This window comes from Alkalihalobacterium sp. APHAB7 (genome assembly GCF_048323755.1).
Classification (GTDB): Bacteria; Bacillota; Bacilli; order Bacillales; family Bacillaceae_F; genus Alkalihalobacterium.
In genome coordinates this window covers 96,722-121,553 of sequence record NZ_JBLWFS010000001.1, presented here as the reverse complement: position 1 = coordinate 121,553, position 24,832 = coordinate 96,722, and the positions used below count along the sequence as shown (strand labels likewise).

Annotated in this window: 25 protein-coding genes; 8 read left to right on the top strand and 17 right to left on the bottom strand. The window is 39.3% G+C overall.

From position 1 onward, the window contains the following. Positions 1-4: 4 nt before the first annotated feature. Complete coding sequence (locus tag ACNSTQ_RS00565; RefSeq protein WP_418197914.1) at positions 5-1,300, bottom strand: HD domain-containing protein; 1,296 nt, start codon at positions 1,298-1,300, stop codon at positions 5-7. 150 nt (positions 1,301-1,450) lie between these two features. On the opposite strand from ACNSTQ_RS00565, the gene ACNSTQ_RS00560 reads away from it, so the two are divergent. Then, a complete protein-coding gene (locus tag ACNSTQ_RS00560) occupies positions 1,451-1,594 on the top strand; it encodes a hypothetical protein (RefSeq protein ID WP_418198246.1) in 144 nt (47 codons plus the stop codon). 43 nt (positions 1,595-1,637) lie between these two features. On the opposite strand, the gene ACNSTQ_RS00555 is transcribed toward ACNSTQ_RS00560, so the two are convergent. Then, positions 1,638-1,859, bottom strand: coding sequence for a DUF1450 domain-containing protein (locus tag ACNSTQ_RS00555; RefSeq protein WP_418197913.1), 222 nt, complete (start codon positions 1,857-1,859; stop codon positions 1,638-1,640). 144 nt (positions 1,860-2,003) lie between these two features. Between ACNSTQ_RS00555 and ACNSTQ_RS00550 the strand changes: the two genes are divergently transcribed. Beyond that, positions 2,004-2,849: a lipoate--protein ligase family protein gene (locus tag ACNSTQ_RS00550; RefSeq protein ID WP_418197912.1), complete on the top strand. Its 846-nt coding sequence runs from the start codon at positions 2,004-2,006 to the stop codon at positions 2,847-2,849. Between the two features lie 40 nt (positions 2,850-2,889). On the opposite strand, the gene pta is transcribed toward ACNSTQ_RS00550, so the two are convergent. Further along, positions 2,890-3,879, bottom strand: coding sequence for a phosphate acetyltransferase (pta, locus tag ACNSTQ_RS00545; RefSeq protein WP_418197911.1), 990 nt, complete (start codon positions 3,877-3,879; stop codon positions 2,890-2,892). Positions 3,880-4,237: 358 nt separating this feature from the next. Here pta and ACNSTQ_RS00540 point away from each other — a divergent pair, with 358 nt between their 5' ends. From ACNSTQ_RS00540 to gerQ, 4 genes are all read left to right on the top strand, one after another. After that, positions 4,238-4,978: an enoyl-CoA hydratase/isomerase family protein gene (locus ACNSTQ_RS00540; protein ID WP_418197910.1), complete on the top strand. Its 741-nt coding sequence runs from the start codon at positions 4,238-4,240 to the stop codon at positions 4,976-4,978. Positions 4,979-5,123: 145 nt separating this feature from the next. Then, positions 5,124-5,873, top strand: coding sequence for a hydrogen peroxide-dependent heme synthase (gene hemQ, locus ACNSTQ_RS00535; protein WP_418197909.1), 750 nt, complete (start codon positions 5,124-5,126; stop codon positions 5,871-5,873). Between the two features lie 264 nt (positions 5,874-6,137). After that, positions 6,138-6,569, top strand: coding sequence for a cell wall hydrolase (locus ACNSTQ_RS00530; protein ID WP_418197908.1), 432 nt, complete (start codon positions 6,138-6,140; stop codon positions 6,567-6,569). Between the two features lie 134 nt (positions 6,570-6,703). Beyond that, positions 6,704-7,243 (top strand): spore coat protein GerQ, encoded by a 540-nt coding sequence (gene gerQ, locus ACNSTQ_RS00525; RefSeq protein WP_418198232.1) that lies wholly within the window; start codon positions 6,704-6,706, stop codon positions 7,241-7,243. 139 nt (positions 7,244-7,382) lie between these two features. On the opposite strand, the gene ACNSTQ_RS00520 is transcribed toward gerQ, so the two are convergent. From ACNSTQ_RS00520 to ACNSTQ_RS00465, 12 genes are all read right to left on the bottom strand, one after another. Further along, positions 7,383-7,754 (bottom strand): DUF423 domain-containing protein, encoded by a 372-nt coding sequence (locus ACNSTQ_RS00520; RefSeq protein ID WP_418197907.1) that lies wholly within the window; start codon positions 7,752-7,754, stop codon positions 7,383-7,385. Between the two features lie 102 nt (positions 7,755-7,856). Continuing rightward, a complete protein-coding gene (locus ACNSTQ_RS00515) occupies positions 7,857-8,126 on the bottom strand; it encodes a DUF5327 family protein (protein WP_418197906.1) in 270 nt (89 codons plus the stop codon). After that, complete coding sequence (locus tag ACNSTQ_RS00510) at positions 8,047-9,726, bottom strand: ATP-binding protein (protein WP_418197905.1); 1,680 nt, start codon at positions 9,724-9,726, stop codon at positions 8,047-8,049. Before ACNSTQ_RS00510 ends, ACNSTQ_RS00515 begins: the two co-directional genes overlap by 80 nt. Positions 9,727-9,878: 152 nt before the next feature. Then, on the bottom strand, positions 9,879-11,660 hold the full coding sequence (locus tag ACNSTQ_RS00505; protein WP_418197904.1) for a M3 family oligoendopeptidase: 1,782 nt from the start codon (positions 11,658-11,660) through the stop codon (positions 9,879-9,881). 602 nt (positions 11,661-12,262) lie between these two features. Then, a complete protein-coding gene (locus ACNSTQ_RS00500; RefSeq protein WP_418197903.1) occupies positions 12,263-12,616 on the bottom strand; it encodes a MerR family transcriptional regulator in 354 nt (117 codons plus the stop codon). 40 nt (positions 12,617-12,656) lie between these two features. Continuing rightward, entirely contained in the window at positions 12,657-13,382 is a 726-nt protein-coding gene (locus ACNSTQ_RS00495; RefSeq protein WP_418197902.1) for an exonuclease domain-containing protein, read from the bottom strand. Then, positions 13,379-14,365 carry a DUF294 nucleotidyltransferase-like domain-containing protein gene (locus tag ACNSTQ_RS00490; RefSeq protein WP_418197901.1) on the bottom strand — a complete coding sequence of 329 codons (987 nt, stop codon included), beginning with the start codon at positions 14,363-14,365 and terminating at the stop codon, positions 13,379-13,381. Before ACNSTQ_RS00490 ends, ACNSTQ_RS00495 begins: the two co-directional genes overlap by 4 nt. Positions 14,366-14,386: 21 nt before the next feature. Further along, positions 14,387-15,655 carry an ammonium transporter gene (locus ACNSTQ_RS00485; RefSeq protein WP_418197900.1) on the bottom strand — a complete coding sequence of 423 codons (1,269 nt, stop codon included), beginning with the start codon at positions 15,653-15,655 and terminating at the stop codon, positions 14,387-14,389. An 82-nt stretch (positions 15,656-15,737) separates the two neighbouring features. Then, positions 15,738-15,980 carry a hypothetical protein gene (locus ACNSTQ_RS00480; RefSeq protein WP_418197899.1) on the bottom strand — a complete coding sequence of 81 codons (243 nt, stop codon included), beginning with the start codon at positions 15,978-15,980 and terminating at the stop codon, positions 15,738-15,740. 265 nt (positions 15,981-16,245) lie between these two features. After that, positions 16,246-16,914: a uracil-DNA glycosylase gene (locus tag ACNSTQ_RS00475; protein WP_418197898.1), complete on the bottom strand. Its 669-nt coding sequence runs from the start codon at positions 16,912-16,914 to the stop codon at positions 16,246-16,248. A 100-nt stretch (positions 16,915-17,014) separates the two neighbouring features. Beyond that, positions 17,015-17,791 (bottom strand): inositol monophosphatase family protein, encoded by a 777-nt coding sequence (locus ACNSTQ_RS00470; RefSeq protein WP_418197897.1) that lies wholly within the window; start codon positions 17,789-17,791, stop codon positions 17,015-17,017. 24 nt (positions 17,792-17,815) lie between these two features. Beyond that, positions 17,816-19,792 carry a 7TM diverse intracellular signaling domain-containing protein gene (locus ACNSTQ_RS00465; RefSeq protein ID WP_418197896.1) on the bottom strand — a complete coding sequence of 659 codons (1,977 nt, stop codon included), beginning with the start codon at positions 19,790-19,792 and terminating at the stop codon, positions 17,816-17,818. A 248-nt stretch (positions 19,793-20,040) separates the two neighbouring features. On the opposite strand from ACNSTQ_RS00465, the gene ACNSTQ_RS00460 reads away from it, so the two are divergent. After that, positions 20,041-20,382: a YojF family protein gene (locus ACNSTQ_RS00460; RefSeq protein ID WP_418197895.1), complete on the top strand. Its 342-nt coding sequence runs from the start codon at positions 20,041-20,043 to the stop codon at positions 20,380-20,382. Positions 20,383-20,702: 320 nt separating this feature from the next. Beyond that, positions 20,703-21,368 carry a bacillithiol biosynthesis deacetylase BshB2 gene (gene bshB2 / locus ACNSTQ_RS00455; protein ID WP_418197894.1) on the top strand — a complete coding sequence of 222 codons (666 nt, stop codon included), beginning with the start codon at positions 20,703-20,705 and terminating at the stop codon, positions 21,366-21,368. A 135-nt stretch (positions 21,369-21,503) separates the two neighbouring features. Here the strand turns inward: bshB2 and glnA are convergent, their stop codons facing one another. Next, positions 21,504-22,862 (bottom strand): type I glutamate--ammonia ligase, encoded by a 1,359-nt coding sequence (glnA, locus tag ACNSTQ_RS00450; protein WP_418197893.1) that lies wholly within the window; start codon positions 22,860-22,862, stop codon positions 21,504-21,506. A gap of 470 nt (positions 22,863-23,332) precedes the next feature. Beyond that, positions 23,333-24,811 carry a methyl-accepting chemotaxis protein gene (locus ACNSTQ_RS00445; RefSeq protein ID WP_418197892.1) on the bottom strand — a complete coding sequence of 493 codons (1,479 nt, stop codon included), beginning with the start codon at positions 24,809-24,811 and terminating at the stop codon, positions 23,333-23,335. Positions 24,812-24,832 lie beyond the last annotated feature (21 nt).

Sequence of the window (24,832 nt, the reverse complement as noted above, 5' to 3'; positions counted from 1 at the left end):
CCCTTCATTTAAAAAGAATAGCTTTAATTTTTTGTTTTATCGTTGCATTCTCAGTTTCATCTTCTAGAACATCGAATGGAAAGTATAGTTTATGATCGGTTCGTTTTTTTCCAGATATCGCTTCTACGACATCGGATTCCCGAGACAACTCTCGGATTTTTCCGTTCGGCAATTGCAAGTGGATCGGCAACCGCTCTTCTTCCTCACCAGGACGATAAAAATCGTACGGCAGGTCAGAAGATGAGTCTACTACAAGGTAATATTCAGGGTCAATACCAGCTTCATGGAAAAGTTGGTAAAGAACTGGCCACTCTTTCATCTGCAAATTCGGATTAAATTCGACGTATTTAAACAATCTTCTATTTAAAAATCTACCACAAAGATCACTTAAAATGCGATCATCTTCATCCTGCCAAATTTGGAAATAATACAGGATTATCGCCTCATCAAGCCGCAAATAGTCTTCGATACTCTTTTTTTCATTAAATAAAGAATAAAAATGAACAGGCTTCTGTTTAAATTCATATCCTTGCTCATATAGATGCTTTGTTCTCATTAAAATCTTACTTAAAATGACTTCAGCACTTCTCGTAACTGGATGAAAATACACTTGCCAGTACATTTGATAACGGCTCATTATATAATCTTCAACCGCATGCATCCCACTTTGTTTAATGACAACTTGATCTTCCATTGGCCGCATGACCCTAAGGATTCTCTCCATATCAAAATGCCCGTAGCTTACCCCTGTAAAATAAGCATCTCGTTGCAAATAATCCATTCGATCGGCATCAATTTGACTCGAAATTAAACTAACGACTAGCTTATTGCTGTACGTTTTTTCAATCACATCGGCTACCTTTTGCGGAAAATCGTCACCCATTTTACATAAAACTTGATTGATTTCTGTTTTCCCTAAAATGATCTCTCGCGTCCACTCTTCGTGGTCAGTATCAAACACTTTTTCAAATGAATGGGAGAAAGGTCCATGACCGACATCGTGTAAGAGGGCTGCACTTAAACATAATAAGCGTTCATTATTATCCCAATGCGGCCGACCTTGAAACACTTCAATGATTCTTCGTGTAATTTCATAGACACCGAGCGAGTGATTAAATCGAGAATGTTCGGCACCGTGGAACGTAAAAAAAGTTGTCCCTAATTGACGTATTCGTCGTAAGCGTTGGAATTCCCTTGTCCCGATTAATTCCCAAATGAGTGTATCCCGGACATGAATATATCGATGGACAGGGTCTTTAAATACTTTTTCTTCACTTAATTGACCGTTTATTTTTTGCATCAAGCACACTCCATCTTCATTTTATCTACCTATATTATACAAAAGTTACAATAGGATGTCTCAAGTCGTTCCACAGCTTAACGAAATTTAAATCTTTCAGAATTTTATGGTAAAACAATGGAAGTTTGTCGATGGGGAGGGTCTATTAATTTGAATATAGATTACATTCGTAAAGAAGAAGCTAGGTACCATAATGAGTTTTACAAGAAAAATAGGTTATTTGAAAAGGGGTCTTGGCTTTATAAACCTGTTCCAAACGTTATAACTTTTGTCGTCCAAAAGCCTGCGGATTAAAGGACAGTAAAAAAGCTACCTGTGACCAACGGCACAGATAACTTTATTTTAGTTTTTTACCTATTTTCTCAATGAGTTGATCTTCATTTGCAGCCGATACGGGACGGTTATTGACCATCGTAAAAGACTTTTTCCGGCCTGGTCCACAGTAGGATTGACACCCGATATGAATTTCGGCATCAGGGTCTAATTTTTTTAACCGAGGCAATAAAGTTTTTATATTAGTGGCTTGGCAAATGTCACAAATGCGCAATTCGTTTGCCATTGGAGTTAATTCCTTTCATTTCTTTATGGTAAGATGAGATAGTGTCATTTATTCACAAAGGATAGTATACCATATCTACTATCGTTCGCAATCTTAAGTAATTTTAGACCTGCTTATATTTTTTATCTTTGAGGAGTATAGAAAATGAACACAACAATAACCCATCATCTCTCCAATCAAACGTGGCGATTTATAGATCAATCGACAGTAGGCGTTTATTTTGACGCTCTTCAGTCGTTTGCTTACGATGATGCATTATGCATCTCTGTTGGAAACGGCTGTTCAGACTCTTTATTAAGGACGTGGGTTCATCACGAGACGATCGTCCTCGGCATTCAAGATAGCCGGCTCCCTTTTGTTCAGGAAGGAATTAATTTCTTAAATAAACAAGGCTATAACGTTATTGTTCGTAATTCAGGTGGACTTGCTGTCGTACTTGATGAAGGTATATTAAATGTCTCCCTTATTATGAAGGAAGAGAAAAAGTTTTCGATTAACGAAGGTTATGAGCTTATGTTTGCACTGATTCAGGAAATGTTACGGCCTTATGGCGTTACAGTTGAAGCTCGAGAAATCGTTGGGTCTTATTGTCCAGGCTCATTTGACTTAAGCATTGGCGGTAAGAAATTTGCCGGCATTTCTCAACGGCGCATACGTGGGGGTGTAGCGGTTCAAATCTACCTCTGCGTGACCGGCAGCGGAAGTGAACGAGCAAAGCTCATTCAAACATTTTATGACCGTGCCGTCCAAGGACAGCCGACAACGTTTGAATACCCTCGGATCGTCCCTGAAACAATGGCGTCATTAACGGAACTAACAGGCCAAGCACTGACGGTACAGTCTGTCATTCACCGCCTCCTCCTAACCTTTAAAGAGCAAGGAGCACACCTCACCTCTTCTTCCTTTACAGAAGAAGAAAGACAAACTTATGAAGAACAATACATCCGCATTATTAAACGCAACGAACGAATAAGTGCCAGGCACCCTTAATGCTGTAAAGCATTAAAGGTGCCTGGCACCGTTTTTTATTTTATGCTAGTACTTTTCGTGTGATGGATTGCATCGCTGTGATTAATGAAAGCTTATACACATCTGCTACGTTACATCCACGAGATAGGTCATTGACTGGTTTATTTAATCCTTGTAAGATCGGACCAATTGCATCATATCCACCGAGACGTTGTGCGATCTTGTAGCCTAGGTTCCCTGACTCTAAGCTAGGGAAGATAAACACGTTCGCCTCCCCTTTTAATGGAGAATCTGGAGCTTTCTTTTGGGCCACAGCCGGAACAAACGCAGCATCGAATTGGAATTCACCATCGATCACTAAGTCTGGGCGTTGTTGTTGAGCTAACTTTGTTGCTTCTGACACTTTACGAGTTTCAATAGATGATGCCGAACCCTTAGTTGAGAAGCTAAGCATTGCTACTTTTGGATCAAGTCCGAATACTTTTGCCGTTTCTGCTGTAGCAATAGCAATTTCCGCTAACTCGTCTGCATTTGGAGCAATATTGATTGCACAATCCCCGAAAACAAACTTTTTATCACCCTTTACCATTACAAACACACCGGATGTTTTTTGAATTCCTGGCTGTGTTTTAATAATTTGCAGGGCCGGGCGCACAGTGTCTCCCGTTGAATGTGCAGCTCCACTTACTAAACCGTCTGCTTTATCCAAATGTACAAGCATCGTGCCAAAATAATTTTCTTGCATTAACTTTTCACGTGCACTATCTTCTGTTTCTTTTCCCTTTCTGCGTTCAACAAAAGAAGCAATTAATTCATCTAACTGTTTATATGTTGCGGGTTCAATAATTTCAACATCCTTAAAAGTAACCCCGAGTTCTTTCGCTTTTGAGTAAATATCACTTTCTTTTCCAATAATGATCGGTTTCACGACTTCATCATTTGATAACTGACTAGCAGCTTCAATAATTCTCTCATCCATACCTTCTGGCAATACTACCTGTGGATAATGACTTTTTACTTGCGCTTTAATTACTGTAAAGAGATCACTCACTATAAATTCCTCCTACAATTGATCAGATGACCTTACCAATAAGCATACTCCTCTTTATTTAAAAAATAAACTACTTGGATTAATGTAGTAAAAATAGAAATTTTCCCACGGTTTCGCTAATTTAAGAATAAGTTATATTAGAAAACTTTTTTTAAAAAGTTCAATGGTCTTTTACTACGATTAAAGTACTCTTTTTCATCGTTTCCTTATTCGATTACCCTCATGCAGAAGCGCGCTCGTTAATATTTTACAGAATTAACAACTGTGATTTTTTCTGAATTTTCGTGTTTATATTGGTAAAGTGAATGACTATTCATTATAATGGAAGAAGTTTCTACTATTTGAGGGAGTGAATGGAATGGAGCAACAAACTGTAACTTATGAAGTTCAACAGAACGTAGCAACAATCTCATTAAATCGTCCAGCCGTGAAAAACGCAATTAACTCAGATATGCACCGTGAGTTATATAGTGCCTTTGTACAAGCCAATGAAGATTCAGACGTACGTGTTATCGTTTTGACAGGATCAGGAGATGCATTTAGCTCTGGAGCCGACCTAAAAAGTGTAGCAACTGAGAAATTAGGAGACATCGATTACGGTGACTACCTAAAAGAAACCTACAATAAATTGTTACTCTATATGGATACGATCCAGAAACCAACTGTAGCTTACATAAATGGAATTGCAGTTGGGGCTGGGCTGAGTCTCGCACTGGCTTGTGACTTCCGTGTCGCTGAGTACGATGCAAAGATGGGAATCAGCTTTTTAAAAATTGGTCTCGTTCCTGATGCTGGAGCTTCCTACTACCTTCCACGCCTTGTCGGCTTAGGTAAAGCACTAGAAATGTCTCTTGGAGAGCCCATTTCAGCCGAAGAAGCGTACCGTATTGGACTCGTTCATAAAATTGGACAACCAGATGAGTTCGTGGAGCAACTTCTTAACCTTCCAACAACAGCTTACGGGCTAATGAAAAACGTTATGGGCAGCAGCTATGAGCATACACTAGCTGAAGTCCTACAAATGGAAGAAGAAGCCCAAACGGCTGCCGGAAAAACAAAAGAACACATCATGGCCGTACAACGCTTCATAACCAAATAGATTTAAATTATGGTGCCAGGCACCTTCAACACAGTAAAGGATTGAAGGTGCCTGGCACCGTTTGGTTTGTTTATGGAATAGGTTTAACGGTTTATGGTATAGTATGGTTTGATACATATATTTTTAATTTAAAGGAGTGGAAAGTATGAGTGAAGCAGCAGTTACTCTAGATGGTTGGTATTCATTACACGATTTTCGCGCAATCAATTGGCCTGCATGGAAAACGCTTTCTAGTGAAGAGCGTCAACAAGTTTTAAATGAGTTTATCGGTATGCTAGAAGAGTGGAACCAAACCGAAGAAAATAATGAAGGTAGTCATGCGCTTTACACCATTGTTGGTCAAAAAGCTGACTTTATGCTTATGCTACTTCGTCCAACTATGGAGCAACTCAATGAAATCGAGACAGCTTTTAATAAAACGCGTTTTGCTGAATATACAATTCCAACGTATTCTTACGTATCAGTCGTTGAATTAAGTAACTATATGGCTGGTAAAGATGGCGGAGATCCAATGGAAAATCCAGAAGTCCGTGCACGTCTTTTCCCTAAGTTACCTAAAGCTCAGCACGTTTGTTTCTACCCAATGGACAAGCGTCGCCAAGGCAATGATAACTGGTACATGCTTCCGATGGAAGACCGCCGCAACATGATGCGCAGTCATGGTATGATCGGTCGTCAATATGCAGGAAAAGTAAAACAAATCATCACTGGTTCTGTTGGGTTTGATGATTGGGAATGGGGCGTAACGCTTTTCGCTGACGATGTTCTGCAATTCAAAAAGCTCGTATACGAAATGCGTTTTGATGAAGTATCGGCACGCTTCGGTGAATTTGGCTCTTTCTACGTCGGTAACCTTTTAAATATCGACGGTCTTGAGCGATACTTTCACGTGTAAGTTCTAATCAGAACTAATTATGCGCTCAAAAAAAGACTTATAAAATTTAAGTTGGCTCAATGCCTTTAACATCCAGCTTCTCGTCAGAGAGGCTGGATTTTTTTGCTGGGATTTTTATGAAAAGGTCATAGTCCATTTTTTCGTAACATATATTTGAACTAACTGTGTTTGGGTGTGCCGTAACACGATTAAGCTTCGATCCATAGGCAATTAACAGTCCTCCAACTCACCACGTACGGCACCTAATGAATAGGAGGTGAACAGATGGCCGTTATTAAAGCTAACAGTAGTGATATTGACTTAATGGCTCGTTTAATGCGCGCTGAAGCTGAAGGTGAAGGGGAATTAGGAATGTTAATGGCAGGAAATGTAATGGTCAACCGGGTTCGATCTGCATGTCTAGATTTTGTCGATATCAATTCCGTTCCTCGAATGGTTTGGCAATCACCAGGGGGCTTTGAAGCCACACAAAAAGGCTATTTCTACCAAGGTGCACGTGACAAAGAAAGAAGACTTGCTCGACAAGTCATTAGAGGCGATCGACATCATCCAGCAGAATTTGCTTTATGGTTTTTCCGACCTGAAGGGTCATGTCCAGCTCAGTGGTGGGGCCAGTGGAACTCCGGTCGCTTTAAATTGCATTGCTTCTATACACCGTTAGCATCAGAGTGTCCGCAAGTTTATAGTACATTTTAATAAAATTATACATTCAGAAAAGAAAAAGGAGTGATACAATGTATCAGCAACAATGGGATAATCAACCTGCAATGGATGGCCACACACATATGCAACATCAGCACCCTACAATGGATCCAATGATGCAACAACCTATGACGGATCACCATAAGATGCAACAGCCCATGATGGATCATCATATGATGCAACAACCTATGATGGATCATCATATGATGCAACAGCCTATGATGCAGCAACCTATGATGCAACAGCCTATGATGCATCAACCTATGATGCAGCAACCTATGATGCAGCAACCTATGATGCAACAACCTATGATGCCACCACTATTTTATGCACCACAGCCACAATTACAGCAGCAATTCCCACAAATCCCAGGGATGCTACCAATGGAGATGTCCTATATTGAAAACATTCTCCGTCTCAACCGCGGGAAGCGAGTAAGAGTTTATATGACATTTGAGAATAACCCAGAATGGCCATCTCGAGTATTTACAGGTATTGTTCAAGAAGCCGGTCGCGACCATATTGTCATTAGTGACCCACAAACAGGCATGTGGTACTTGTTATTAATGGTTAACCTTGACTATGTGGAGTTTGATGAGGAAATTGAATACGACTATCCTTTTGGTCAGGCACCTTTAGCTGCATACCAGCCACGCGAGGAAGACTAAAAAAATTATTGATTAATACAATAGGCTGGCTCTTATAAAAAAGTCAGGCCCTCCCCACACACTATAGTTGCAATCATTTCTTATCGATCACTATAATCGGTGTGCACCAGAGGGCCTGACACAAGAGTCAGCTTATTTTTTATGCTCTAAACATACTTATGGCAAGAAGTACCCAACCAGCGATGAATGCTACTCCACCTAATGGCGTAATCATCCCTAGTTTTGAAATCCCCGTAATCGCTAGGACATACAAACTTCCAGAGAATAAGATAATTCCTAATACGATAAGCCACCCAGCCCAATGAACTAAACTAGACTCGACACCTTTCAAGCTAATTAAACCAATTAAGGTTAAACCGAGTGCATGATACATATGGTACTGTACACCTGTTTGATAAATTTTAATATAGTGTTCTGTAAGGCGACCTTCCAATCCGTGAGCTCCAAATGCACCTAAAGCAACACCTAATGCCGCAGCGATACTGCCAAGTACAATAAATATATTGAACATCTGAAATTCTCCTTTACTTTTAATTCCTTTTTAGTCATAGAATACCATACCTCATCGTGCAATTAACAAAATCGAACCTGAAGTGTATAATCATGCAGCCCTTTAAAAATCCAATAAACTACCTTCATCTTTTGTTCGGTTCAAACTACTTGTTGATGGTGTCGTTACATTAGCATTTGGTAATATCCGTGGTTCTTGCGGTACTATGGGTTTTTCTACCGTAGTACTTTCTTTGTCCAACAGCTCACAATAAGCTTTGATTAACATAGCCGCTTCTTGGACTCCCCGTTCATTACCCCGAGCCACTTCTGATTTCATTTCGTTCAGTTGCTGTTCCACTTTGGTGATAATATCCTGAACTGGTATATTCATTATTTCCCTCCTCACTAATCACTTTATTTAAATAAATATTTACGGTTGTACCTTTTCCTTGAATACTTGAAATGTCCATTTTCCCTTGATGATGCTCAATAATACGGTCACATATCATAAGGCCTAGCCCTGTCCCTTTTGGTTTTGTCGTAAAAAACGGCTCACCGATTCGTTCAAGAACTTCCTGGGGGATTCCACTACCAGAATCTGTAATTTCAATGTGGATCATATTGTCACTTTTCTCATAGACATGAATATGAATCTGTCCCCCATGATCCATCGCTTCAATACTATTTTTTAGTAAGTTAATAAGCACTTGCTTAATTTGATCAGGGTCACATTCGACAGTCGTTTCATTTAGTGAATACTGGGTTGTAATGGAGATACTTTTCATGATGGCTGATGTATCTAACAGCGTAACGACTTCTCTGATTAAATAACATATCTTTATTTTTTCGAACTTTTGAACCCCGGGTTTTGCTAATAAAAGAAACTCACTAATAATTTTATTAATTCTAGCAAGCTCGCTTAACATAACGGGTACATGACTATTTGTATTTTGTTCACGTTGCTGCATTAGCTGGAGAAAACCGGAAATAACTGTAATTGGGTTACGAATTTCGTGAGCAACTCCAGCAGCTAACTGACCGACAACAGACAATTTTTCTGATCTCCTAATAAATTCTTCTGTTTGTTTCTGCTCAGTAATATCTCTAAAAATTGAAGCTAATGCGACAACTCGACCATCTTCCGTTCGAATCGCAGATACTGATATAGCAACGTCTAATCGTTTTTCATCGCTCGTAGTAATTTTTAATTCGATTTCCCGGACCGCTTCTCCTCTAGAAATCGACTCCCATTGCTCTTGTAAATATTTAAATTGGACCTCGTTTAGTTGCGGCATCGTTTGGCCAACCACGTCGTTATTTTTCCAACCGAATGTTTCTGTAAACCCATTATTAACTTGATAGATCTTACCTCTTTCATCATGGATGACAATCGGATCCTTTAACTGGTTAAACAAAGTGTTCAAATACCCTTTTGCTTCAATTAATGCTTTAGATGTTTTCTCCGTTTTCAATTGTGCCTTTTGCAATAAATCTTCCGTAAAGCGGCTAGAAAACACTAAAAATATCGTGACGAGTATTCCGAATAGTGCAACATAAATCACATCGACTTTGTCCGACCCTGGGAATAACTCGTTTTGGTACTGCAAGAAAAAATAGATCGTTGCGACTGTTGTCAGAAAACTAGCAAACAAAATCGGTCGGACCATATGATAAATCGAACTAATAATCAATCCTAACCAAATGTATATAAAGTTAATGAGTAAGGGTTCATAGGTAATCAACAAGATGAAAAAGCTAAAAACAAAAAGGATCGATAAATACATAGTAAGTATCGTTAACTGCTTCTGTTTTGATAAAAAATAAACAAGAATACAGATAACTAAACCTATCGGAGCGACGAAAATAAGTATGGCTGGGTCAATAAAAGTATTAATGACTAAGCTAGATGTATAAAAAATCATCAAGAGTTTGGCCATTAATTGATTTCGTTTAAAAATAAGGTCTAAATGCTTTTGCTTATCGATACCCATACACTTCTCCATTTTTCGACATGTTTTCCCCTATTATACCATTACTTCAAAACTGATGTTAACGATGTATGAAAAGAAAAAAACGGTGCCAGGCACCTTTAGCGGACTAAAGGTGCCTGGCACCGTAAAAAATGGTACCTTATAAAACGTTTTTATTTCGTTAGCTCTAGGAATTGGTCTACATCTTTGACGACGAGGTCAATGGCTTTTTGCCAGAATTCAGCTTTTGTTAAATCAACATTTAAATGTTTTTGGGCTAATTCTTCAACATTCATACTACCTGTGTCACGTAACAACTCAACATAGCCATCTTCAAAAGATGCACCTTCTTCAAGAGCGTGTGCATAGACACCGAGGCTGAATAAGAAGCCGAATGTGTACGGGAAGTTATAGAACGGTACACCTGTGATATGGAAATGCTGCTTAGCTGCCCAGAAGTGTGGGTGGTATTCTGATAAAGAGTCACAATACGCTTCTTTCTGTGCTTCGACCATTAACTCGTTTAACTCCTGCGCAGAAAGGAGGCCTTCTTTTCGCTTCTCATAAAATCTCGTTTCAAATAAGAAGCGCGCATGGATGTTCATAAAGAAAGCAATTGCTCGACCAAGTTTACTTTCGATAAGAACGAGCTTTTCTTCATCCGTTTCTGCTTGCTGTACCGCTGCATCACTTACAATAAGCTCTGCAAAAGTAGAAGCTGTTTCCGCAACGTTCATCGCGTAAGACTGCGCAAAGTTCGGCATGTCGCGCATCACATATGCATGGTAAGCATGACCTAGCTCATGAGCTAGAGTCGACACGTTGGATGCACTGCCGCTGTACGTCATAAATACGCGCGTCTCACCGCTTGCCGGTAACGTCGTACAAAAAGCACCTGGACGTTTTCCAGGGCGATTTTCTGCCTCAACCCAGTCTTTTTCAAATGCCATTTTTGTGAATTCAGCCATTTTTGGACTGAACTTGCCAAATTGATCGATAATGGACTCTGCCGCTTCTTCGTAAGGAATCGATGAACTTGCACTTCCGATTGGAGCATGCACATCATACCAAGCTAATTTTTCTAATCCTAGATACTTCGCCTTTTGCTCTAAGTACGGCATAAAGCGTGATTTGTTTTTAGTAATCGTATCCCACATCGCATTTAATGTGGCTTCTGACATACGGTTAATTTCAAGCGGCTCTTTTAGCACATTTGTCCAGCCTCTTTTTTCATAAAGACCGAGCCTAAAACCTGCAAGATGATTAATGGTCGTAGCGAATAAATCTTCATTTTCAGTCCACGTCTTTTCCCACTTTTCAAAAGCATCCACACGAACCTTGCGATCATTATTTGCTAATTTATTTTCAGCTTGCCCAACCGATAGTTCCTCGGTTTGTCCATTTTCTTCAAATGTAATTTTCATACTGTTAACGAGTGCGTTGTACATGTCTGCCCATGCATGGTACCCACTTGTCGATAACTTTTGAGCCAGTTTTTCTTCTGCCGGCGATAATTTATCTTTGGCACGCTCGGCTCTTTCATTTAAGTAAAACGCAACATCAGGAAAATGTTCCTTGATCATCGCTTGTAATTCTTGCTCATTTAATTGCAGAATTTTTTCATCAATGCTCGTTAAAACCCCTTGATAAAGTGATGATAGCTCTTTAGCTGTTCCACTTAATTGAATCGCTTTCTTGTCTGCCATATTTTGCGCGGTTAAACAGCCGACAAATGCACCGATTTCTCTTACTTTTGCAGCTGCATTTTGTGCGTTTTCAATAATTTCAATTAATTTTTGTTGTTCTTTATGTAGTTCCGTTAATTGTTGAAGAGATTGTTCAAGTGCGATCAACTCTTCTTTTGTCTCTTGAATAAACCCTCGTAATTCAGTTGATTCGCTGCCACCTGGAAAAACGCTGTCTAAATCCCATAGTTGATTATACTTTGTTTGCATGCCTCTTACTCCTCTCAAACTTTGTTTCGCTACCCTAAATATTTTACAATACTTCCCGGGGAAATAAAACGAAAATCCCCTATCCTTCCTTGTAATTTCATGAGGACTAAAATAACTTCAAAATTGTGAGCATAGAATTGGATAGTTCTTTCTACACTTATTATGACCCAGTAAACCCATTTTATTGGACCCTCAAAACTGAGAAAAGGATTTTATTTTTTGCGGACTCAAAAGCCCCTATTTTACTAAAAACCAACAGCTTTTCAAGTTTGGAGGACTGAGAGGACGCTATATGCCTCAATTCATCAAAAGCAACCTCGAAAAATAGGAAATAAAGGCTTCTCAGTCCGCTCAGCTCTAAAAAGTACAATTTTAATCCAAATAACGGCCCTGGAGTCCGCTAAATTTCCAATAGCAAAAAATCTACCATTTTCACCTCTCTCGCTAACGGTTAATTAAAATCGCAGGTAGAAAAAGCGCTCACTAGCTCCCCTTACGTTGGCAAACTTCATCTCCAAAAACGAACAAAAAACTCGGGTTTCCAAGGCTAATTCTTGGTCTAGAGTTCCCGAGTCTTTTTATAGTCTAGAAGTCCATGTTTATTACGAAAATCCTCCTGCACGATATCTTTCAATCCATTCAAACCATTCTTCCTCGGTGAAACGCAGCATCGAGCGATCGCTTGAGTTAGGAACAATATTTTCTTGGTCATGACGTCTAGTCATAAGAATCGTTTTAATTCCAGCGATATTTACACCTTGGTCAATAAGAGACTTAATTTCACTAAATCTCTCAATATCGTTTAGTGAAAAAATACGTTGGTTTCCTTCATTACGAGCGGGTTTGATGAGTCCTTGCTCTTCATAGTAACGAATTTGTCTCGCTGTTAACTGAGTCATTTCTTTGACAACACTAATTGGGAAAATCGCCACATGACGAGGGAAATTTTTATTCATCCCCTCCCTCCTTTAAGCCCTGTAATGGGTGTGATCTATTTTATTTCGCTAACTCGGTATATACATCTTGGAGAGTGTGAAACCCTAACTCTTTTACCTTTTGTATATTTTTGATCCATAATTGCGCCGTCATTTTTGCATCTTCCAACGCATGATGGCGCGTTAAAATCGGGATATCAAAAAAATGACAACACTCATCTAATGTGGTTAAACTTTTTTGAGGTGAGGCTATTTTGATTAGAAACGAAGTATCAATCACACGGTGTATAAAATTCGTTCGTAATATATGCCAAGAAACGTGTTGCATAAACGCTTTTTCATGCTGAGAATGATGGGCCACCATTGGACAACCACCAACATATTGAAAAAACTTCTCGAGAACTTGCTCAATCACAGGTGCAAACAGAAGATCTTCTTGATGAATTCCTGTGAACTCCAAAATCGGCTGAGGCAATGGCTCTTCATGCCGGACTAACGAATAAAACCCTTCCTCTTCCACAAGTGAAGTTCCTTTTACTTTTACCGCCCCTATGGAGAGAATTTTGTCCCCTCGATCTGGATAAAACCCTGTTGTTTCCAGATCAAATACAACGACTTCAAGTTCCTCAAAATGTTTATTTAGCACACTTTCTTTCTTTATTTCTTTTTGAAGTTGTCTCATGTAGGCCATTTGTGCAGCATTCGATTGTTGCTGTACTGAGGTGTATACATTCGGACTTAACTTGCCTGACAGTTGTTTCATATATTGAATCATGTGGTTAATCACTTCATGCCACACCCTTTATCGATGTGCTTTTTCGTTAGTTTATAGAGGCGAGCACCGGATCGAATATATCCTTTTAACTCCTGCTTTTCATTAGAAGTTAACTTATCGACCCTCAATAGATGGATCGTTTCATAGCTTTGTTCAATTTCTTGGAAACGAAGCCTGAACTGTAAAAGTCGAGCAAACACTGCACTTAGCATTTTTATTTCCGTCATTTCATCCGGAAGTTGCTCAAATCTCACTAACGTTTCAGGAGCTGTGATTTTCTCTTGTAACGCTAAAAGCCGTAACGAATTCACATACGGAAAAAGAACGGTATTCTTTAAATGAATGACATTTTTATGCGGACCATACGATTCAACCAACAATTGACCAAACACACCAATCGCTTTTTTACGCCGCTCTACATTGTCATAAAACCTTTGAATTAAGGTTGGTTTTTCATTTAGATTTAAAAAAATAACCTCTTTTAACTCATCTAACAGTGACGGATTTCCAATAAAGACTCGTGAGTCAAAAAAAGTGAGCAAATGACGCAACGTTTCAAAGCTCTCTTCTTCCATCCATTCTTGAATTTGCGCCTTCCACGCGAGAAGCGATTTGCACCATCTCTCACTTGAAGCCATGACCAACCCATCACATCGAACGTAACCTACACACTCTAACGCTAATGAGATTTCTTTTCCCAGCTTTAAAAAGTAGTCTCTTTCACGACCATCCGTGGAAAAAAACACTAGCCCATGATCTTGGTCGCTCCAAAGCGCTTGTTCAAACCGTCCAGCACTTCCCATCATAAAGAAAGCAAAGTGAGCAGGGGGAGGACCCCACTCACTTGTTACGTTTTCGATTGCTACTTTTACTGTTTTTGTGATGAGTTCATCGTGGAATTCATTTAGTTTCATATGATCATATTTTACTTGCTCGATATACGACATTCTCCACCATTTCAATTGCTCATACGTATCAACCATAGGTTCTTTCATGTGGTAGACACCACCTTATTCTTATGCACCTGTTTTTTCTGTAGATTTCATACTTTCAGGGTATCCATAGCTTCCATGTTCACTAATATCTAGACCCATGATTTCTTCTTCTTCTGTCACACGAAGTCCTCCCATGACTTTATTCATCACATAAAGGATGATGAATGAAACGACAAACGCGTAAATTCCTCCAGCGACAACACCTAACGTTTGAACACCTAATTGTGTAAAGCCACCGCCGTAGAATAACCCAGCTTGACCCCAACCTACTTCAGTAGATAATGCTGGAACTGCGAAGAAACCTGTTGAGATTGTTCCCCAAATCCCTGCCATACCGTGAACAGATAGGGCAAAGATCGGATCATCGATTTTCGCACGATCAAAGATTTTCATACTTACAACTACAATTAGACCACCAATAATACCGATAATAACCGCTGCCCAAGGTGCTACGAAACCACATGATGCTGTAATGGCAACTAACCCTGCTAAAGCTCCGTTTAATGTCGTTGGAACATCTGCTTTCCCGCTCATCATCCAAATTAAGAACATCGCGGCAATCGCCCCTGCTGCTGCTGCTAATTGCGTGTTTAGAATAACATATCCAAAGAATGCATCGGCTACTTCAAAAGTACTTGCTCCATTAAACCCAAACCAACCTACCCATAGAAGAAGAACCCCTAAAGCTGTGTAAACTTGGTTATGACCTGCTAAATCATTAGATGAACCGTCTTTATTGTATTTACCAATACGCGGTTTTAAAATAATCGTTGCGGCAAGAGCTGCCATAGCACCTGTTAAGTGAACGACTGTTGAACCTGCAAAGTCTTGTTTACCAAGGCCACCTAACCAACCGTCTCCCCACACCCAGTGTGCGACTACTGGATAAACTAAAGCCGAGAATAAAACGGCGAAGATGACATATGCTGATAATTTCGCTCGTTCTGCAAACCCGCCAAAAGCAATCGTTAAAGCGATAAGTGCAAACATCATTTGGAACATGAAGTCTACCGATCCTGCTAATCCACCATCTGGACCTGAAGCATCTCCGAAGAAGAAATCAGAAATTCCTAGAAATCCACCTGCTGACTCACCATAGATGAAGCCCCATCCTACTGCCCAGAAAACAATCGAACCAAGACTAATTGTGAAAATTGTTTTTCCTGCAATGTGACCCGCATTTTTCATTCGAGTCGAACCTGCTTCAAGTAAAATAAATCCACCTTGCATAAGTAAAACTAGAAAAGTACCAATAATGACCCACAAATTATCCATTAAAATTTGTTCCATCTGTCAACCTCTCCCTTCGTTTCTGCGTTAGCTAAGCTAACATCTTTTGTTAACTTAATTATACATTCTTAATTTTCAGAAACTATATTTTTGGAAGATGATCTGACATGGTTTCTAAAACAACGTTTTTTATGGAGGTAAAGCGCGCTCCTCTTCTAGTTGTTTTGCGTATTCCAGCATTAAAGAGAGTTGTTGGCAGATCGCTTATCTTTGTTCTGCTTTTTTGTGAGTTTCTATAATGAAAATACGGACCTTTAGCTGTTTTTAATGATATCTCAATAGTAATATGGTGTTCACGGGCTTCTATTAAAGTTCCTATGATCATATTCTTCAACCTGGTCGTGTTTATTTTCAAGTTAGACCGGTTTATTTTTAACTTTGGATGATTTATTTTCAACTTCGGCCGATTTATTTTCAACTTCTCCCTAAATATTTTCAACTTTCCCGATTTAAAGATTTCTCGACAAGAAAAGCTAAATTTCAACACTTCCAACACCAATCCATACTTATAAACCAAATAAGAAAAACACGGTTTAGCCTAATTTCAGGATCAACCGTGTTGAAGCGTAAATTTATATTAACTTCATTTATTAGATAATTTGCCATTCGATCGGTGTTTCGCCCATCCTCGTTAAATGCTCATTTACTTTAGAAAATGGCTTACTCCCAAAAAAGCCACGGCTTGCTGAAAGCGGACTCGGATGAGCAGATTTAATGATGATATGCTGTTCTCCTGTCACTAATGCTTCTTTGGCTTGCGCATGACGTCCCCACAAAATGAATACGACTGGTTTTTCCCGCTCATTCAAGCTTTGAATTACACGATCCGTGAACTGTTCCCAGCCGATCCCTTTATGAGAATTCGGCTCACTTTTTCTTACAGTCAATACGGTATTTAATAGGAGAACCCCTTGCTTCGCCCATTGGATTAAACAACCATTATCACTAGGCTCACATCCAATATCTTGATAAAGTTCCTTATAAATATTTTTCAGCGATGGCGGTAGTTTTTGTCCCACTTTTACTGAAAAGCTTAATCCGTGCGCTTGATTGGGACCATGATACGGGTCTTGTCCGAGAATAACGACATTCACTTCTGAAAAAGGTGTATAGTGAAAAGCATTAAAAACCTCGGACTCACTCGGGTAGACCGTTGCATTCCTATATTCGTCTTGTAAAAATTGCTGCAACTTCAAAAAGTATTCTCTTGTAAATTCATTTTCTAGCACCCTGTTCCAATCATTACTTACATTCCACAAAACCGTTTCTCTCCTATCCCAAACTGAAGGTTTAGCCCCACTTTAAAGCCACTATATTCCTAATACTGCAAAATCTCTATTCTAACCGCTAGTTTTTTATTTATTTTTCCCACTCTAGAATAGCTGATAGCTCATCATAAATAGCTGGTGTTCCTACCAACACTTGATAGCCTTTTTCTTTTTTTACACTAAACGTTTGGCCTTTTGCTTCTTCGACAATTAATAACCCTGCGCAAATGTCCCATTCTTTCAGCTTGATCTCCCAATACGCGTCAAAACGTCCTGCCGCTACTTGGCATAAATCAATCGCTGCACTTCCTGTTCGGCGAATGCCACCGACTTTCGTAATAATCGCATTAAAATTATCAACGTTGTTATTTGGATCCGTTGCACGGTCATACGGAAATCCTGTTGCTACAACCGCTTGATTTAATCGCTCCGTAATAGAAACGGTAATGCTTCTTCCATTTAACATCGCACCGCTTCCTTTAACGGCCTCATACATTTCATCTAGCTTCGGCACGTAGACGACTCCAATGACTGTTTCTCCTTTATACTTAACACCGACAGAAATACAAAAGAATGGAAAGCGATGAGCAAAGTTTACCGTTCCATCGATCGGGTCGATTACCCATTCAAAATCTGCTTGTCCCTCATGCCATCCACTTTCCTCTGACATAATGGAATGGTCCGGGTATTCCGTATGAATTTTATCGATAAGAAATTGCTCGCTCCATTCATCGACTTCAGTTACTAAATCAATGTCAGATGACTTCGATTTCATCTGAAACGGCTGTTCCATACGAATTAATTGTTCTTTCCCTACTTCTTTTATCCACGCCTTGATATTTTCTTTGATGGCTAGCCATTGTTCCATTATTTATCCACTCCTAAAAAATACTTACTCATTTACTATTGTAGGCAACTCCTGTTGTAAAGGCAAAACAATGGCCAACTCGCAGCCTCTACCTTTTTCTGTATTCACCGACAATTCGCCATTCAACATCTGGATCCGATTTTTCATCGCATTCAAACCAAATCCATATTCTATCTTTTCCACACCTACACCATTATCGACTAATCTAAACTCCAGAAACTTGCACCTAATATGCAATGTAAAGTGAAAGTGTGTACTCTTCCCGTGGCGGATTCCGTTGGTTATTCCTTCTTGAAGGGCATAATAAATGACTTTCTTTTGCGCATGATTCAACTTTGGTATCTCATCTATTGAACTTGTAATCAACACACCCGTTGCTTTCACCGTATCATCCATTAACCCCTTCAATGCTTCTTCTATTTCAATCGTTTCTTGTACTTCTCCAAGTACTTTTACAGATACTCGAATTCGATCCAACCCTTTACGCAATAACTCCTGTGAGAGTTCCATCTTTTCATAGACTTGGTCTGGCTTTGCCTTTGACAAACGCTTTCCCGCCTCCAGCTGAACAATAACCGTTGTTAACGAATGGCCGATAATATCATGAATTTCATGTGCAATTCGGGTTCTTTCTTCTAGGACCGACATTTCGATGAGTGCTTCGACGGTCTCTTTTTGAGATTTCTCTAGCCCAATCGTTCGTTCCTCTACTTTCTTTTCAAGGTTTTCATTCAACTCTTGCAACTCTTGTGACATTTCCTCCACTTTTGAAAACGCCCGTGAAAATTGGGTGGATAACTGAAAGGACTGTCCAAACAAAAAGATAAATAGCCCAAATGGTGATAGTTCTCTCGTTGTGATTAATTGATTGTAAAATAGGAAATCATTGATCACCGTTAGGACATAAATAACCCCTACTACAAGGTTAAGTCTAATCATATCCCGCTTATTCTTATAGGCCTTCATTCCGGAAACGATCACTAACAAAATAACGACAACCGTGATAATTTGATAAGCAGTTAATGTTAGGGTAAAAACTCGCGCTGGTGTAAAAAGGATAATGATAACAAATAAACTAGCAATCCCCCAGACCGTACGAGTCATATGCTTATGAACTTCATTGGGATACAGCTGTCTAGCAAATGAAACAAAAAGTGGAACAGCGATATAAAAGCAAGTATATTCTATCTTCTTTAGCCACTCCCACGGAAAGTTAGGAACGATTTGATTGAAAAAAACTTCACCTACCATCATCGCACGTATACCAATGACGAGGCAAAACAGCCCAAAAAATAGCGTGGATTTCTCTTTTCGTCTTAACATATATAACCCTAAATGGTAGAGACCCATGACAAGTAAGCTGCCAATAAGGAACATTTCAAACGCTAGCTGTTTTTCTCGCAAACTTGTAATCGCTTTGTCTTCACCTATTCGAATGATACGCCACAGCCCGCCTTTTGAATGATGAAAATTCGCGACGTGAAAAACGAGATCCACTTCTTGAGAGTTCGGTGTAAAATAAACGACTTGAGGCTGATAAGCAGCTGTAGTAGCTTCTCGAGTTGTTCCGGGTAACCCTGCTCCACCAAGCTCTTTTCCATTGACCCACAATTTATAAGAAGTAAAAGCATTCGGTAAATAAAGCCCTAGCATTTCATTGACATCTTCTTCTGATAGTTCGATTTTCAAATGATAGGTTGCAAAGCCATCTCCTGGCAACTGTTCTCCTTGCCAAAGATGTCCATTCCATTTGGCCGGCATATCAATCAGCGCCCCCGCATCATTTGGTAATTGTGCAGGGTCTAACCACTCGTTCCAATAAAAATTCCATTCTCCTGTTAACGACGCAGTCCCCAATTCTTTAATGGAAGTAGTTGATAAATCTAGTTTTCCGTTGACAGCAGAGTACTGTCTTTCATTTTTTTCATAGGAAAACAAGAAAAACACAGCACCGACGACGATTACTAAAGGAATGATATAGAATACTAATTTGTTTTTCATCAAACAACCTCTATTTTTTCATTTTGAATGCATGTCTTCTTCATTTATTATAAAATTTTCGTAACAGTATGAATAGTTTATTGGCTAAAATAGTAAATGTCGGTTTCCAACTTGCTTACTACGTGCGATCCCTCTTAGTATCTAGTATGATAAGAGTAGTGAAATAATGGACAGTTACAGTCCGCCCCATTACTTACAAGCAAATCATGCACACTTTACAAAAGAATTGTGTAAAGGAGGAAAATCAAATGGAAGTGATCAATAAAGAATTTGTTCAACAAATGATAAATAAATTGGCTAACCAAGACGTATACATTCATCTTGAAACAACAAACGGGGCCTATACCGCTTATCGGAATGGAACTCCTTTCTCATCAGGTGTCTTTATTCGGAACGGCAAAGTATCTTATGAACACGGAAAAATCACAGGTAACGGCCCCCATCGAGTAGGACTTAAAATAGACTTAGGATGGATCTACGCAGAAGGTCTCACGCATTGCACTATGAAGGGAGACCAATTACTATTAGCTGGCTTAGATGATAAAGGACGTTTAGCTGTATCACTTCAATTAAGTCCTCATCCATTTTAGAAAAGCGGAAGCGCCCGTATAGCGACGTACGGACTGGAGCCCACCGTATGAGATAAAGGAAACACGGTGATCGCTAGTGAGCCGATGTTGACTTATCGCAAGGAGGTGAGCGAAGTCTCGCTAGTCGCTGGACGCTGGAACTAGACATCCCGAAAAGCGGAAGGCGCCTGCTTTTCGGCGACAAGCGCTGGAGGGCCAACAATAAGTGTCTTGCTCTTTAGACACGCTTGGTGGACCGAAGCGACCTCGAGCCGATGGCGCCTGGAGCTAGACATCTTCGAATTTTTTACTTTCTTTTCTTTTAAATAAAGGAGGCTTTTATGGAAAATCATTTACTAGTGATCTTACCTCATCCTGATGATGAATCATTTGGGGTTGCAGGGACGATGTTAAACTATAAAGAAAAAGGCTGGAAAGTCACGTATGCTTGTATGACTTTAGGAGAAATGGGACGAAACATGGGGAACCCACCAATAGCCAACCGTGAAACTTTACCCCAACTTCGAAAGCAAGAGCTTGAAGCCGCTGCAAACATTTTAAAAATTGATGATTTAATCTTTCTCGGGTTGCGAGATAAGACGATTGAGTTTGAAGATGAAAATAAATTAGCCGAGCGAATGAGAACATTAATAGAAGATTGCAAGCCGACGCTCGTCATTACATTTTACCCAGGATATGCCGTACACCCTGACCACGACGCATGTGGTGCTGTCGTGATAAAGGCTGTCGCTTCGATTCCAAAGGAGGAGCGACCAACGGTACATGCACTAGCCTTTTCAAGAGACTGCATCGATGATTTAGGTGAACCACAAATTATTAATGAAATAAGTCGTTTTCATCAAGAAAAGCTAGATGCCTTAAAAGCACATAAAACACAAACTCAAGAAGTCGTCAAACAAACCGAAATTGCGCTTCAAGAAGGTAATGATGAAGCGATGGACCGACTCAATTATGAAAGGTTCTGGCTTTATTCTTTTAATGATTAAATTTAATTCTTAGCAAAAGTAAAAAAGCCACCATTTAAATCCAAGGGTGGCTTACCCTATATTCTAATGACTAAAAACTTCGTTTCACGTGAAACACCGCATAGCGATGTTATGCGGTGTTTCGTATTTCTATCCTTAGAATTTCGCGTGGTAGTTGTCAATTTCCCAGCCCGTAACAGCTGTTCTGAAACTATCATATTCGGCGCGTTTTAAGTCTACAAACTCTGCGAATACGTGATCTCCTAATGTTGAGCGTCCAATTTTTCCTTCTTCTAGCGCATCAACTGCCGCTTCTAAGCTCGTTGGTAAGTTTCGAATGCCTCTTTCTTTTAACTCAGCTGGCGACATACTGAAAATGTCATCTAGTACTTCAGCCGGTGCTTCTAACTTACGGTTTACACCATCTAGACCCGCTGACGCAATAATCGCAAATGCTAAATAAGGGTTAGCTGATGGATCTGGGCAACGAATTTCAACGCGAGTTCCTGCACCGCGTGTTGCTGGAATACGAATTAACGCTGAACGGTTCGATGCTGACCAAGCGACATAGCATGGTGCTTCGTAACCAGGTACAAGTCTCTTATAAGAGTTAACTAGCGGGTTAATCACCGCTACAAAATTATCAATATTGTCAATTAACCCACCGATAAACTGGTACGCTTTCTCAGAAAGTTCACGACTATCGCTTGGATCGTAAAATGCATTTTCTTGCTTTTCGAGATCAAATAATGAAATGTTTGTATGCATTCCGCTTCCATTCGCCCCAGCAATCGGTTTAGGCATAAACGAAGCATGAAGTCCAAATTGTCTCGCCACCGTTTTTACAACCCATTTATACGTTGTCGCGTTATCTGCTGCACCAAGCGCATCAGCATACTTGAAGTTGATCTCATGCTGACCTTCAGCCACTTCATGGTGAGACGCTTCAATTGTAAAGCCCATTTCTTTTAACGTACGATAGATTGCTAGACGAACTTTCTCACCGTAGTCATGCGGAGACGGTTCAAAGTATCCACCAACGTCTTGTGTATTTAATGTAGGACGACCCTTGTCATCCGTTTCAAATAAGAAGAACTCTAACTCTGGCCCAACACTAATCCCGTAACCTTGTTCTTTTGCTTTTTCTACCGTCCTCTTTAAAACGTGACGCGGATCTCCTTCAAAATCAGTACCGTCCGGATTTTTTACTCCGCAAAGAAAGCGAGCTTCTGAGTACCCTTCTTCTACAGACCAAGGAAGAACACAAAATGTATTTAAATCTGGCAGTAAATATAAGTCCGATTTATTAATTGGAGAAAAACCAGTAATTGACGATCCGTCAAACATAATTTTTCCATCAGCAGCTGCATCGATTTGTTCTGCCGTAATCGTTACATGTTTTAATGTCCCTTCAATGTCAACGAATTGCATATGCAGAAGCTCCACATGCTTTTCCTTAATAATCTCTTTAATCGCCTCTAAAGTTAACTTTTTTGTAGAAGAAACTGTACTCATAATTAACACTTCCCTTTCATGTAATCTTTATTAACATCTCTTGTTAACTCTTATTTTAAATTATCTAAAAATTACTTCAACGATTTTGTTAGGTAATCTGACATAGTGATTTTATTATTAGATAAAACTCATAAACAGATTGTTTGCCTTAAGCTGTTTTCTCAAGGCTCTTTTTACAAAGATTGTTGCTCCGTGCTTTTAGACCGTAAGCCAAGCGAATGCTTGGCTCTTCACGCTATGCGTGAAGCTTTTGAAAATAAAATAGCGTTCAGACAAAATTTGTCTTGAAAAGGCTATTTTATTTTCAAAAAACGGTCCAAAAGCAACCAAGTTTACGAAAACAGCCTTCTCTTAAATCTTCTTGACCATTATAACGACAAAATATAGCTCCCTCTTGAGGCTTCGAAATGCGACATCCTAAACGCAAAAAAAACAGCAAGGAATCCTTGCTGTTTTCGTATTAGTCATTATTAATTACTCTTTTTAATACTTTCGACACGTTTTACCGTATCCTCCATATAACCTGAAATTCTTTTTATATCTTCATTCATCGCTTCCGTTGTCGCACTCATTTCTTCTAAGCTTGCAGAATCTTGTTCAATAACCGCAGCAAGTTCATTTGTCGCTTGCTCCACATCTGTTGCTTTCTCATGAACATCACTCGATAAGTCCTCAAACATTGTGACTGTTTGATTAATTTCTGTGATACGTTCATGTAAGTGCTGAAAATGTGAGGTGACTTCAGCTGTGAAAGTAACGCTGCTTACGAGCATTGAACCACTCGCTTCCATTTTGTCATAAGCGAGATGATTACTTTCATTTAACTCTAATAGGTTTTTCGTAATCTTCTCAGTTGTTTGGCTCGTCATTTCAGCTAATTTTCTAATTTCTTGCGCTACAACTGAAAAGCCTTTTCCAGCTTCTCCTGCTCGTGCTGCTTCAATCGAAGCGTTAAGTGCTAATAAATTTGTTTGCTCGGTAATCTTTTTTACATTATCAGTAAATGTATTTGTTTCTTCGATTCTTAATGTTAATTTTTCAAAAATGTTATGGAGTTCCTCAACAGTAGATTGTAATTCCTTCATCTCCATTGATAAGTCGTTTGCTTGTGTTTGACCTTGCTCAGCCACGTCGACGACACGATTAAATTCTGATGAGAGCTGTTTTGATGTTTGGTTTAATCTGTGCATCGATTCCTTTGTATGATGAGCATTTTGAGCAATGATACTAATTTGTTCGGTTTGCGTTTGGCTTCCGACAGCTACCTCATTAATGGCTGAGTGCATTTCAGTCTGCACTTTCACACTATTTCGTAATTGTTCATTTACATTATCAATATTGTCAGAAATACCGACTACATCTTGTTCAAGATTTACTTTTTGCATTTCTTTTTCTAACGCTTCTTGTTCTGCATTAGACACAAACTGTTCTAACGCCTGAAATTGCTTTTTACTTAAATGCGTAATTACACCAAGTAACATAGCAGTTAAAACGTAGGCAATGATCATATTACCAAAATTATCTTGAATTACACCACTTTCAACTGAAGACTTATCAGATCCTATGATTAATAAGGCAACTAAACCTAAAATAAAACCAATTGTAAACAAAACGCGGTCAAGTTGAACGGTGGAAAATACAAGTAAGAAAAAGAGTATAGCTACTAAACCAACACTCCCACCGTGTAGCACAAGAGAAATATATGTAAATAAAAAGATAACAAAGATACTAAAGTATGGAAATAACTTATGTCCTTTAGGATTTCGTCTAAGAACAGCATAACCAACAAGAAGTAACATAAATTCAGTGCCATATATCCATGAACGATCAAATTGTTTCGATAAAAAAGTATACACCATCCCTAAAACAAGTGAAATTCCGATAGCTAGTAACATCAGGACATTTTTCTTCTTTAAATCTTCAAACTGTAATTTTTCTAATGCATTCATTGGTTGAACCTCTTCTCCGCT